The organism is Streptomyces sp. NPDC041129 (genome assembly GCF_055592265.1).
The window spans coordinates 396,374-408,745 of sequence record NZ_JBVIYV010000004.1 but is presented as its reverse complement, the minus strand read 5'-3'; the positions used below and the strand labels follow the sequence as shown (position 1 = coordinate 408,745).

Below are 12,372 nucleotides of genomic sequence, written 5' to 3'. Positions count from 1 at the left end.
GCCCTGCGGGGCGAGCTGCCGGTCCGCCTCCTCAGGCGGCGGTATCCGGTCATCGACCGTCTCACCGGTTCATGCGTGGCCGATCTGCGCCGGCTTGAGCGGACCCGCTTCTGGGCCGAAGCCACGGACGAGGCGTTCTGGCACTGGAAGGCCCTCGCCCACGGCCCTCTCGGGCAGCTTCTGGACTCGCTGGCCGATTCTGACTGCGGCATCCTCGAGTGCGGTTGCTACGGCGGCCACTTCCGCGATCACCTGGAGGCCGTGCTTCACGCGCTGCCCAGGAAGAGCGCGCGTGAGTTGCGCGCCCTCGTGTGGGCCCTCGACCGAAAGATCCTGGCGAGAGCCCTGGTCATCCCGGCCGACCGCCTTGGTGTTCCGTGGTGGCGCGGGCCCTTCCATGGTCGATGAGCGGTGTGCGAGTACCCGTCTCCCGTTGTCACGGCGCCGGTCCGGCCGGAGGTGCCAAGCGGCTGGGCGTGGGGGAATTCCGGCTCAACCAGGCGCCCCGCGTGGTAACTTGAAGCACATTTGTCGGGGTGGCGTGGAGCGGGCGCGAGGGACGGATGAGTGGTTCGCCGTACAGCGCGATGCGCGCCAGGCTGGCGCGCAGGACTGTCCGGCACTACCTCCCGCCCACGTTCCGGGTCCGCGATTCCACGGACGAGTCCGCAGTGGAGCGTATCCGGTTCGACGCACTCCTCGACCAACTCCCGTCCTACGTGCCCAAGTACGAGCCGGTCCCCAAGACATGGCTGGTCACCGGTGGTGCGGGCAGCGGCAAGAGCACAGCCGTCCTGCAGTACGCGATCGCGCTCCTGGACCGGGAGACCCCCTGCGCGGTCGTCGACAACCGCCTGATCAGGCACTCGGACGTGACCGGGTTGAGTGTCGAGGAATTCGCCAGGCAGTCCCGGCCGTCGGGCCTCGACGAGAAGTTGTGGAAGGCGCACGTCAAGAAGCACCGCGTGGTCTTCCTGGTCGACGCCCTGAACGAGTTGGAGCGCGAGTTCAAGGGCACCGCCAAATGGAGCTTCGTCTGGCAGTTACTGGCGGGATCGCACGACTTCACGGTGCTGGCGACGTCGCGCAGTGAGTCCGATGACCTCAACTGGACCCTGATGCGCGATGTCGAGACGATATCCATCGAGCCGCTGGACGAGCAGGACATCAAGCGCTATCTGGGGATGCGCGACGGATCGGCCACCCAGGCGCTGGACGAGATCAGGTCGGGCGACATGCTGGGCGTGGCGTCCAACCCTTTCATGCTGTCGCTGCTGACCGACTGGCTGCTCGGCACGCGGTCCGTCGACGGCCGGGCCATCCCGCGCAGCCGTGCGGACCTGCTCCGGGAGACGATGGTCCGGCCCAGCAGCGATACGGCGGAAGAGGGCGAGGCGAAGCGCGGGCTCGGTATGGAGGCGGCGCTGTGCGCGGCGGCACTGGCCGCGATCACCACGGGCAAGGGCAACGCGGACTTCGCCGACGTGGACGTGGCGGCGCTGCTCGGTCTGGTGTGGGAGGACGAGCGCGAGACGGCCCGCACGGTGAAGGCGTTCCTGCACACGCAGATGGTGGAGCCGGTCGGTGACGGGGCGGACGGCCAGTACAGCCTCATACACCCGGCCTTCGTGGACTTCGGCCTGGCCCTCGCCTGGCAGAGCACCGTCCCGCCCCCCTTCGTGCTGGACGCCGCCTACCTGGACCAGTGCCTGGGCGACTGGGTCGGCCTGCAACCGGACCCGGACAACGCCGTACTCGCTCTGCTCGCCCCGGACGCCAAGCCGCTGCCGCCCGAACTGGTGGTGGACGTCCTCGTGGCCAACCGGGGCGTGCTGGGCGACGAGGCGCGCGGGGCGCTGTGGCGGCAACTCGGCAGTTGCTTCGACCGGGGGCGCCAGATGCGCGACCGCCTGGCCGGTGCGCTGGCCGGCCTGCCGCCGACCGTGCTGCGCGACGGGCTCCAGCGCGGTCTGCTGCGGGCGCTCAACGCCAGGGACCCGGGGTTCGCGGAAGACGTCCTCGACACCCTGCGCAACGGCGCGTTGGACGCCCATACGCTGCAGCGACTGCGCCGGAAGCACGAGCGCAACAAGACGGACGCGGCGGCGGCGGGACGCGATCGCGACGAGGCCCGGGCCGCCAAGCGGGGGGAGTGGCTGCGCGCGGACGCCGACCCGGTCGCGCGCCGCCGCAGCGCGAACTGGCTGGGCAGCAACGGCGGTGACAAGGACGTCGAGGACCTGCGAACGGCCATGCTGGGGGACTCGGACGCCAAGGTCCGCGGCGCCTGCGCCACCGCGCTCGGACGGATCGGCTCGCATCGGGCCGTCCCCGCGCTTCTGGAGACCACCGAGGCCGACCGGGACGGCATCGTCCGGGGGTCGGCGGCCAAGGCCCTCGGCCGGATCGGCCACGCCCAGGCGGTGCCCACGTTGATCGCCGTCCTCGCCGGTGACGACGAGGCCGCTGTCCGGGGTTCCGCCGCGAACGCCCTCGGTCACATCGGCAACTTTCAGGCGGTGCCCGCGCTGATCGCCGCTCTCGCCGAAGACGGTGAGGTCAGTGTCCGGGGTTCGGCCGCGAACGCCCTCGGCCAGATCGGTAACCCTCAGGCGGTGTCCGCGCTGAGCACCGCTCTGGCCGACGACGGCGACGCCGGTGTCCGGGGTTCGGCGGCCGACGCCCTCGGCCGGGTCGGAGATCCCCGGGCGGTGCCCGCGCTGACCGGTGCCCTCGCCGCCGACCTGAACGCCAACGTCCGGGGTTCGGCGGCCAAGGCCCTCGGTCACATCGGCCACCCCGCCGCCCTCGACGCGCTGACCACCGCCCTCGCCGACGACGGCGACAGCTACACCCGGGGGGCGGCCGCCGACGCCCTGGGCCGTATCGGGGACCCCGGCGCCCTCGACGCGCTCGTCGCCGCCCTCACCGACCGTGGCGCCATCATCCGGGGCTCGGCCGCCAACGCCCTCGGCTACATCGGCCACCCCGCCGCCCTCGACGCGCTGACCACCGCCCTCGCCGAGGACAACGACAGCTACACCCGGGGGACGGCCGCCACCGCCCTGGGCCGTATCGGGGACCCCGGCGCCATCGACGCGCTCGTCGCCGCCCTCACCGACCCCGGCGCCATCGTCAGGGGTTCGGCCGCCAACGCCCTCGGCCTCATCGGCCACCCCGCCGCCCTCGACGCGCTGACCACCGCCCTCGCCGAGGACAGCGACAGCTACAACCGAGGGGCGGCCGCCACCGCCCTCGGCCGTATCGGGGACCCTGCCGCGCTGGAGGCGCTGACCACCGCCCTCGCCGAGGACACCGACAGCCACACCAGGGGGGCGGCGGCCAACGCCCTCGGCCACATCAACGCCCCCGGAGCTCTGGCCCCGCTCACCGATACTCTCGTCCGCGACCGCGTCGGCAAGGTGCGCGGATCGGCCGCCAACGCGCTCGGGCACCTGGGCGACCCGGCCGCGGCGGACGTCCTGCGGGCCACCATCGGCAACCCCGACGAGACCTATCTGACCCGGCGCGCCGCCGTCGGCTCGCTCAGTCACCTGGACACCGGGGACGAGGCGTGGATCACCAAGGTCGCGGACCGGCTCAGGTTCACCGCCCGCGACCGGAACGGACGCGCCCTGCGCGGGGCCATCATCGACCTGGTGGCCCGCCGGGAGATCACACCGGTGACGAAGGACTGGCTGGTCGGCGTGGTCCACCGGGACAGGGACCCGCTCAACCGTACGACGGCCCTCGAAGGGCTGGCGCGGGCCGGGCAGGCGGATCCGGACCTGATCAAGTTCACCATCGCGCCCGAGAGCCCGCGGCCGGACAAGCGGCCCCGGGACAGCGACGCGGGCGTACTGGGCGTCGCGGCGACCGCCGTCGTGCGGGCCGCGGCCGACCGTCCCGCCTACACCGAGTCCCTGCTCCCGAGCCTCGTTCACCTGCTCGTGCAGAAGACCACCTACCGGACGACGGTGATCCCCCCGCTCATCCAGCTGCGTCTGCTTCCGCTGCCCGTCGCGGAGCGGGTCTTCGCCCGCATCGTGGAGCTCGTGGGCGACGAGCCACCGGAGAACCCGTACCTGACGGTGGCGCTGGACTCCGAACGGGTGCACCTGGCCGAGCGCGGGCGCGTGCAGGCCGGTGTCGAGGCGTTCAACCGCAACCCCGCGGCGGTGCTCGCCGGGTTCCGCGAACAACGGAAGTCGAGGTTCGAAGTGACCGTGCCCGAGTCCGGCGGCGACGAGTACCACGTCGCGCTGCTCACCGCCGTTCCCGTCGAGACCAAGGCGCTCTTCCACGCCCTCGACGAGCGCGACATCACCCCGACCGAGATGCAGCGCGACGGGCGGTACTACGACGTCTTCGAGCTGGCCTCCGAAGGGCAGCCCCCCGTCCGGGTGGTCACCACGCAGGCCACCGACCAGGGCGGCCAGTCGGCGGCGGCGGTGACCCGCGACCTGCTGTCCGCGTTCCGGCCGGACCTGGTCTTCCTGATCGGGGTGTGCGGCGGCTTCGGTGAGCGCGGGGTGTCGCCGTACGACGTGCTGCTGGCGCGGGAGGTCTTCGACTACGGCCCGGAGAAGGTGCGGCCGGAGGGCGGCGGGCTGCGGCCGCAGGTGTACCGGACGGACGAACAGGTGCTGCGGCTCGTCAACCGGCTTTACGTCCGGAGCAGGCTGGACGAGTCGCTGGACGGCGGCGAGCTGCTGGTGAAGGACTTCGCGAGCGGCGAGAAGGTGATCGCCTGGCAGGATTCCGGACTGCGCGCCCAACTGCTCGGGCTGTCCCCGGACATCGCCGGGGTGGAGACCGAGGCGCATGGGGTGCTGCACGCGATCTGGGAGGCGTTCAAGGCGAAGGACTTCGTGGGCGGGGCGATGCTCAAGTGCGTCAGCGACCTCGGCGACGAGGAGATGTCAGTCGACAAGAAGACCAAGCAGACCGAGGCCGCCCGGCGGGCGGCGCGGGTCGCGCTGGACGTGGCGGCGGCCTTCCGCCGCGCGGACGCCTGACCCTTGACCCGCTTCGGTGACCGTGGGGCCGGTGGTGATTCGGCCGCGCGGGTTCGGGAAACCTGTAGCGGCATGTTCCGAAGCATCGTGTGGGGGTGTGTCGCGGGGGCCGCCGGCACCACCGCGCTGAACACCGTGACGTACGCGGACATGGCGCTGCGGGGGAGGCCCTCCAGCGGGACCCCGGAGACCGTGGTGGACAAGGTCAGCTCGGGCCTGGGACATCCGCTTCCGGAGTCCGAGGGGCGGGAGAACCGGCTGACCGGGCTGGGGGCGCTGTCGGGCATCGCCGTGGGTGTCGCGGCCGGTGTGGCCGTGGCCCTGGCTCACCGGGCGGGTGCGCGCGTACCGGTGTGGCTGGGCGGGCCGCTCACCGGGGCCCTGGCGATGGCGGCGGCGGACGCGCCGATCGCCGGCCTCGGGGTCAGCGATCCCCGGACGTGGTCCGCGGTGGACTGGGCCTCGGACCTGGTCCCGCACCTCGCCTACGGCCTGGTCACCTACGGGGTCGTGGCGGCGTCCGCGGACCGCTGACCCCAGCGGCGCTCGCCGGGGTGCTCGTCGGGCCGGCCGACTCCTTCGCCGGCGACATCGACCCCGTCGTGCGGTGCGGCGCACGCCCACGCCCGGCCCCGCCGGCCGCGCTGAGCGGCCCCGAACGCCGGTGGGCCGGGACCGTGAACGCCGGAGGGCCGGTGTGAAACGGGTTCACACCGGCCCTCGGGGTTCGTTCCGGGTCAGCCGCACTGGCAGGGAGCGCCCGACTGGCACCCGCAGCCACAGCCCGACCCGCAGCCGCACGCGGCGACGAGCGGGAGGTGCCTGCTCTCGGTGGGCTGGTCCGACTCGCGCGCTTGCGTGGGGTCGGGCGTGGTGCCGGGGGATTCGGCCATGGGTCCCCTCCTCAGAGGCTCGGCAAAATGCCTTCGCCCATTCCATGCCCGTTCCGCCGGGCGCATCAACGGCGCATCGAGGCGTCCGCCCGCCCCGCCCGGCCTCCCCCCGGCCGGGCACGACCGGCCGGGGGGAGAGAGGGCACGATCCGGCCGGGAGGCCCTACGGCCCCTCGACCTTGGTCACCGGCTGGATGTCCTGCTGCAGGTCGTCCGCGTGCTCGCCGGTCACCAGGTAGACGACCCGCTTGGCGACGGCCACCGCGTGGTCGGCGTACCGCTCGTAGTACCGGCCCAGCAGGGTGACGTCGACGGCGGTCTCGATGCCGTGCTGCCAGCGGTCGTCGATCAGGTGCTGGAAGAGGGTGCGGTGCAGCAGGTCCATCTCGTCGTCGTCCTGCTCGAGCTGCATCGCGAGGTCGACGTCCTTGGTGACGAGCACCTCGGCCGCCTTCGCCATGAGGCGCTGGGCGAGCTGGCCCATCTCCAGGATCGTGGCGTGCAGGTCGTGCGGGACCGCGCGCTCGGGGAAGCGCAGCCGGGCCAGCTTCGCCACGTGCTGGGCGAGGTCGCCGGAGCGCTCCAGGTCGGCCGACATGCGCAGCGAGGTGACGACGATCCGCAGATCGGTCGCCACCGGCTGCTGGCGGGCCAGCAGGGCTATCGCCCGGGCCTCCAGGTCGTGCTGGAGCTCGTCCACCTTCTTGTCGGCCTCGATCACGTTCTCGGCCAGCTTCAGGTCGGTGTCGAGGATGGCGGTCGTGGCGCGCCCGATCGCCGACCCGACCAGGCGGGCCATCTCCACCAGGCTGTCGCCGATCGAGTCAAGTTCCTCGTGGTACGCGTCCCGCATCAGGGTTTCCCTCTCGTACGTTCTTCCTTCGGGGTTCCGGGGGCCGTGACACCAGGCGCCCCCTGGCGTGACCGGCGGTGTGAACCCCACGCTCCCACGTTCTGCCCCGTACGCGTCCGTTTCCGCCACCCCAAATGAACCGGTCCTGGCTCCAAGGTGAACTCTGGGCGACGAGTGTTCGAGGTCGCACCTCGACGGCTGTGGTCATGTCCCACGCCATGCCTAACCTTGTGGCATGGACGTGAACGCGGCGGTCGCCGCAGCGGCAGCGATCGCCGGGGTGCTCACCGGTGTCATCGCCATGCTGGCGTTCCGCTGGAGCGAACGCGACCAGAAGCGACCTACCAGGACTTCCTTGCACACCGATGCCGTACTCCCGCCCGGCGTGGACACCGTGCTGTCCGTGCTCCGCTCGTCGGCCGTCGTCCTCGACGAGGCCGACGCCGTCGTCAAGGCCAGCTCCGCCGCCTACGCCCTCGGGCTGGTCCGCGGCGGCAAGCTCTCGGTCGAACCGATGCTGCAGATGGCCCGGGACACCAGACGCGACGGCGAGATACGCCAGGTCGAGCTGGACCTGCCCCGGCGCGGCACCGGACGCGGCGAGGCGCTCGCCGTCTCCGCGCGCGTGGCCCCGCTCGGCTCCCGGCTGGTCCTGCTGCTGGTCGAGGACCTCACGGAGGCCCGCAGGATCGAGGCGGTACGGCGCGACTTCGTGGCCAACGTGAGCCATGAGCTGAAGACGCCGGTCGGCGCGCTCTCCCTGCTCTCCGAGGCCGTCATGGACGCCTCCGACGACCCCGAGGCCGTCCAGCGCTTCGCGGGCCGCATGCAGATCGAGGCGACCCGGCTGACCAACCTGGTCCAGGAGCTCATCGACCTGTCGCGGGTCCAGAACGACGATCCCCTCGAGGACGCCGAGCCGGTCCGGGTGGACGAGCTGGTCGCCGAGGCCGTCGACCGCTGCCGCCACCAGGCGGGTGCCAAGCAGATCACCATGGCCGCAGGGGGCACCGCCGACCTGCATGTCTGGGGCAACCGCGGCCAGCTCGCCGCCGCCCTCGGCAACCTGGTCGAGAACGCCGTGAACTACTCCCCGGCCCGCACCCGCGTCGGCATCGCCGCCCGCAGGGTCAGCGCACCGGGCGGCGACCTGATCGAGTTGGCCGTCACCGACCAGGGCATCGGCATCTCCGAGCGGGACAAGGAGCGCATCTTCGAGCGCTTCTACCGCGTCGACCCGGCCCGCTCCCGGGCCACGGGAGGCACCGGTCTGGGTCTCGCGATCGTCAAGCACGTGGTCGCCTCGCACGGCGGGGAGGTCACGGTGTGGAGCGCCGAGAACCAGGGCTCCACGTTCACCCTGAGGCTGCCGGAGGCGGGCGCGGCCCGCGACCGCGCACAGCAGCACCCCGACCTCGATGACGAGGCCGGGGGCGCCCCCGACTCATCTCCTTACGAACCGCTTCCCGCCCCGGAGGTCCTTCCGTGACCCGAGTGCTCGTCGTCGAGGACGAGGAGTCCTTCTCCGACGCCCTGTCGTACATGCTCCGCAAGGAGGGCTTCGAGGTCGCCGTCGCGGCCACCGGCCCCGACGGACTCGACGAGTTCGAGCGCAACGGCGCCGACCTCGTTCTCCTCGACCTGATGCTGCCGGGTCTGCCCGGTACGGAGGTGTGCCGTCAGCTGCGCGGCCGCTCCAACGTCCCCGTGATCATGGTGACCGCGAAGGACAGCGAGATCGACAAGGTCGTGGGGCTCGAGATAGGAGCCGACGACTACGTCACCAAGCCCTTCTCCTCCCGCGAGCTGGTCGCCCGCATCCGTGCGGTGCTGCGCCGCCGCGGAGAGCCGGAGGAGGTCACCCCGGCCGCCCTGGAGGCGGGCCCGGTCCGGATGGACGTCGACCGGCATGTGGTGACGGTCTCCGGCTCCAAGGTCGACCTCCCGCTGAAGGAGTTCGACCTGCTGGAGATGCTGCTGCGCAACGCGGGCCGCGTCCTGACCCGCATGCAGCTGATCGACCGGGTCTGGGGCGCCGACTACGTGGGCGACACCAAGACTCTCGACGTCCACGTCAAGCGCCTGCGCGCCAAGATCGAGCCCGACCCGGGTGCGCCGCGTTACCTGGTGACGGTGCGGGGGCTGGGCTACAAGTTCGAGCCGTAGGCCTGCGACGGGCACGTACGACGAAGGGCGGCACCCCGCTGCGGGGTGCCGCCCTTCGTCGTGCAAACGGCTGCTCAGTTGCCGGCGGCCGACTGCGACGCGGAGTCGCTCGGGGTGGCGCCGGTGGCGTCGCCGCCGGAGGCGTCCCCGCCCGAGACGGTCGCGGCGTCCGAGGCGGTCGCAGAGGCACTCGCCTTGTCGTTCCTGCCCTTGCCCTTGCCGGAGGCGGTCGCACCCGGAGCCGCGGAGGCCGAGGCGGACGGGACCTCGCTGGGGCCCCAGCCGCTGAAGTAGCTGGTGGCCGGCACCACGAAGGCGCGCAGGCTCACGTCACCGGTCTTGTCGAAGGTGAAGGTGACCTTCTGGGCGTTGCCGTCCAGGACCGCCTCGCGGCTGCTCTCCAGCACCGCGGAGGCGTTGTCCTTGCCGCCGAGGATGAGCGAGCCCTGCGGCGGGATGGTCAGGCTCTGGCCCTTGGCGGGGTGCAGCGTGGCGGTCTTGCCGGTGCCCGCGACGGCGATCGACTGCAGCGTCTGCGCGGTCTTGCCGGTGTTGAAGATGGTCGCGGACACGACGGCCGGCCCGGTCGACGTCAGGTCGGGCTGCGTGATGACCGTGGCGTTCTGGACCTTGATGCTTCCGACGCTGGTCGCCGCGTTGTCCGGCTTGATCTGCAGGGTCTGGGCGTCGTTGCCGGAGCCGCACGCGGCGAGCGAGGCGACCGAGAAGGCGATGGCGGCGGCGCCGAGGGCGCCGCGTCGAAGGCTGCTGCTCACGGCGGCGGCATCTCCTTGAACGCAGGGGCGGCTCCCGTATAAAGCCGCCCTAAGTGTCTGTCAGCGGCCTCAGGTTACCGAGCCGCTCCCGCACGACCGCACCCGACCCTCCCCCAAGCGCCCCGTTCCCTCCGGCGGGGGGTCCGCGGGGGCCGCAAGTGACTCACGGGTCACATTGCCGGAGCGGTCGTCCGCATTCGTATAACGCACCCGCAACACCGAGGTCCGCATCGCGGCAACACGCTGCGCGAAATTTCCGTGAAGGAATGCGTGACCGCCCCGGATATTGATCATCCACCGCCCTTCCGGGACCTTGTGATCAATTCCGGAATCGTCTCGGACCCGACCTCCGCCGCCGAACGGAGTAGCGGAAGTCGTACGCTTGGGATGGGACATATCGGGACGTTCAACCTTCTGGAGGCGGCTCGGCGCGTGTGTGGCATACGTGTTTCGCCCCGCTCGAAGAGCCCCTCCGACCTGCGAATTCCCGCCGCCCTCCGGTTCGGCCGACCCCCTCGCAGCACGTTCGTGTTGCTGTTGTCAAGCCCCGAGATATGCCCTGACCTGCGAAAACGCCATTCAGAACACGCCGTATCCGTGTTACCCTGGATAGCCACGGAAGGGGTACCTGTCACATGACGTTCAAGGTTGGCGACACCGTGGTCTATCCCCATCACGGGGCCGCGCTGATCGAGGCCATCGAAACTCGTCAGATCAAAGGCGTGGACAAGACCTACTTGGTGCTGAAGGTCGCCCAGGGTGACCTCACGGTGCGTGTGCCAGCGGACAATGCGGAGTTCGTCGGCGTGCGTGATGTGGTCGGTCAGGACGGGCTGGACCGGGTCTTCGAGGTACTGCGCGCGCCGTACGCCGAGGAGCCCACGAACTGGTCCCGTCGCTACAAGGCAAACCTGGAGAAGCTCGCCTCCGGCGATGTCATCAAGGTCGCGGAAGTCGTGCGTGACCTGTGGCGTCGCGAGCGCGAGCGCGGACTCTCCGCCGGTGAGAAGCGCATGCTCGCCAAGGCTCGCCAGATTCTGGTGAGCGAACTCGCCCTCGCGGAGAACACCAACGAGGACAAGGCCGAGGCCCTGCTCGACGAGGTGCTCGCCTCCTGACGCGCGACGGGCGGCACGCACAGCCGTCAGTACGCTCAGCACAGTGAAAATGCCGCGGTGCCCGATGACACTGAACCTGTCGCCGGGCGCTGCGGCATGTTCGTCCCCGGACATCCCGGCCATCGTGCCGGGCCGCCGCGAGTGCCTGCCGTTCATCTCGGGGGAGAGCCCCCGATACTTGGTGTGCCGGGCCCGGGCACATGGCTCGACCAGGGTCACGGAAGGGTCCGGTCGAGCGGTCGTGCCCGGCACTCTCCAGGCCATACCCACCTAGGTCGAGCACACAAACCTGACAGGAACCGATGTCTGACGATTCGCGCCCCGCACCCGCGCAGATCCCCGTCGCCGCCGTGATTCCCGCCGCCGGCCGCGGCGTACGCCTCGGCCCGGGCGCCCCCAAGGCGCTCCGCACGCTGAACGGCACGCCCATGCTGATCCACGCGGTCCGCGCCCTCGCCGCGTCCCGCCATGTCTCCCTGGTGATCGTCGTCGCGCCGCCCGACGGCGCCGCCGAGGTCAAGTCGCTGCTCGACGCGCACGCCCTGCCCGACCGTACCGACTTCCTCGTCGTGCCCGGCGGGGACAGCCGCCAGGAGTCGGTCCGGCTGGGCCTCGACGCCCTGTCGCCCGAGTACGGCGTCGTCCTCGTCCACGACGCGGCCCGCCCGCTGGTACCGGTCGACACCGTGGACGCGGTCATCGAGGCCGTACGCGACGGAGCGCCCGCCGTCGTTCCGGCGCTGCCGCTGGCCGACACCGTCAAGGAGGTCGAGCCCGCGGCCGTCCCCGGTGACCCCGAGCCGGTCGTGGCCACGCCCGAGCGGTCCCGGCTGCGCGCCGTGCAGACGCCCCAGGGGTTCGACCGGGAGACCCTGGTCCGCGCCCACGAGACGGTCACCGAGGACGTCACGGACGACGCGGGCATGGTCGAGCGGCTCGGCCTGCGGGTCGTCACCGTCCCCGGCCACGAGGAGGCCTTCAAGGTCACCCGCCCGCTCGACCTCGTCCTCGCCGAGGCGGTCCTGGCCCGCAGGAGGCTCAACGATGGCTTCTGACGCTCCCGTGCTGCCCCAGGTGGGCATCGGCACCGACATCCACGCCTTCGAGGACGGCCGCGAACTGTGGTGCGCCGGCCTGAAGTGGGAGGGCGAGGGGACGGGCCTGGCCGGGCACTCCGACGCCGACGTCGTCGCCCACGCCGCCTGCAACGCGCTCTTCTCCGCGGCCGGCCTCGGCGACCTCGGACAGCACTTCGGCACCGGCCGTCCCGAGTGGTCCGGCGCCTCCGGTGTCACCCTGCTCACCGAGGCCGCCCGGATCGTCCGCGAGGCCGGCTTCACCATCGGCAACGTCGCCGTCCAGGTCGTCGGGCCCCGCCCGAAGATCGGCAAGCGGCGGGACGAGGCGCAGAAGATCCTCTCCGAGGCGGCCGGCGCGCCGGTGTCGGTGTCCGGCGCGACGACGGACGGGCTCGGCTTCCCCGGACGCGAGGAGGGCCTGATGGCGGTCGCCACCGCGCTCGTGGTGCGGGTGCGCTGAGGGCGTGCG

10 protein-coding genes are annotated in these 12,372 nt (G+C 71.8%); 8 read left to right on the top strand and 2 right to left on the bottom strand.

The features are described from left to right. The first annotated feature begins 75 nt into the window (after window positions 1–75). The 3 genes from ACZ6B1_RS17505 (at window position 76) to ACZ6B1_RS17495 (ending at window position 5,552) form a co-directional block, all read left to right on the top strand. Window positions 76–408, top strand: a complete 333-nt coding sequence (locus ACZ6B1_RS17505) for a hypothetical protein (RefSeq protein WP_468779238.1) — start codon at window positions 76–78, stop codon at window positions 406–408. 155 nt (window positions 409–563) lie between these two features. Continuing rightward, entirely contained in the window at window positions 564–5,018 is a 4,455-nt protein-coding gene (locus ACZ6B1_RS17500; protein ID WP_468779237.1) for a HEAT repeat domain-containing protein, read from the top strand. 72 nt (window positions 5,019–5,090) lie between these two features. Beyond that, on the top strand, window positions 5,091–5,552 hold the full coding sequence (locus ACZ6B1_RS17495) for a hypothetical protein (protein WP_468779235.1): 462 nt from the start codon (window positions 5,091–5,093) through the stop codon (window positions 5,550–5,552). A 522-nt stretch (window positions 5,553–6,074) separates the two neighbouring features. On the opposite strand, the gene phoU is transcribed toward ACZ6B1_RS17495, so the two are convergent. Further along, entirely contained in the window at window positions 6,075–6,764 is a 690-nt protein-coding gene (phoU, locus tag ACZ6B1_RS17490) for a phosphate signaling complex protein PhoU (protein ID WP_468779233.1), read from the bottom strand. Window positions 6,765–6,999: 235 nt separating this feature from the next. Between phoU and phoR the strand changes: the two genes are divergently transcribed. Both phoR and phoP read left to right on the top strand, forming a co-directional pair. Further along, entirely contained in the window at window positions 7,000–8,253 is a 1,254-nt protein-coding gene (phoR, locus tag ACZ6B1_RS17485) for a two-component system sensor histidine kinase PhoR (protein ID WP_468779232.1), read from the top strand. A 5-nt stretch (window positions 8,254–8,258) separates the two neighbouring features. Then, complete coding sequence (gene phoP, locus ACZ6B1_RS17480; RefSeq protein ID WP_018568744.1) at window positions 8,259–8,930, top strand: two-component system response regulator PhoP; 672 nt, start codon at window positions 8,259–8,261, stop codon at window positions 8,928–8,930. A 74-nt stretch (window positions 8,931–9,004) separates the two neighbouring features. Here phoP and ACZ6B1_RS17475 read toward each other — a convergent pair whose 3' ends face one another. Next, entirely contained in the window at window positions 9,005–9,706 is a 702-nt protein-coding gene (locus ACZ6B1_RS17475) for a copper chaperone PCu(A)C domain-containing protein (protein ID WP_468779229.1), read from the bottom strand. Window positions 9,707–10,341: 635 nt separating this feature from the next. On the opposite strand from ACZ6B1_RS17475, the gene ACZ6B1_RS17470 reads away from it, so the two are divergent. From ACZ6B1_RS17470 to ispF, 3 genes are all read left to right on the top strand, one after another. Then, entirely contained in the window at window positions 10,342–10,824 is a 483-nt protein-coding gene (locus tag ACZ6B1_RS17470) for a CarD family transcriptional regulator (RefSeq protein ID WP_003953493.1), read from the top strand. A 302-nt stretch (window positions 10,825–11,126) separates the two neighbouring features. Beyond that, window positions 11,127–11,879 carry a 2-C-methyl-D-erythritol 4-phosphate cytidylyltransferase gene (ispD, locus tag ACZ6B1_RS17465; RefSeq protein ID WP_468779227.1) on the top strand — a complete coding sequence of 251 codons (753 nt, stop codon included), beginning with the start codon at window positions 11,127–11,129 and terminating at the stop codon, window positions 11,877–11,879. After that, window positions 11,869–12,363, top strand: coding sequence for a 2-C-methyl-D-erythritol 2,4-cyclodiphosphate synthase (ispF, locus tag ACZ6B1_RS17460; protein WP_468779225.1), 495 nt, complete (start codon window positions 11,869–11,871; stop codon window positions 12,361–12,363). The genes ispD and ispF overlap by 11 nt, the downstream gene beginning before the upstream one ends. Window positions 12,364–12,372: the final 9 nt, after the last annotated feature.

Bases quoted from the DNA above. Each gene is read 5' to 3' on its own strand.
- ACZ6B1_RS17500 (WP_468779237.1), top strand. From the start codon at position 564: ATGAGTGGTTCGCCGTACAGCGCGATGCGCGCCAGGCTGGCGCGCAGG.
- ACZ6B1_RS17495 (WP_468779235.1), top strand. From the start codon at position 5,091: ATGTTCCGAAGCATCGTGTGGGGGTGTGTCGCGGGGGCCGCCGGCACC.
- phoU (WP_468779233.1), bottom strand. From the start codon at position 6,764: ATGCGGGACGCGTACCACGAGGAACTTGACTCGATCGGCGACAGCCTG.
- phoR (WP_468779232.1), top strand. From the start codon at position 7,000: ATGGACGTGAACGCGGCGGTCGCCGCAGCGGCAGCGATCGCCGGGGTG.
- ACZ6B1_RS17470 (WP_003953493.1), top strand. From the start codon at position 10,342: ATGACGTTCAAGGTTGGCGACACCGTGGTCTATCCCCATCACGGGGCC.
- ispD (WP_468779227.1), top strand. From the start codon at position 11,127: ATGTCTGACGATTCGCGCCCCGCACCCGCGCAGATCCCCGTCGCCGCC.
- ispF (WP_468779225.1), top strand. From the start codon at position 11,869: ATGGCTTCTGACGCTCCCGTGCTGCCCCAGGTGGGCATCGGCACCGAC.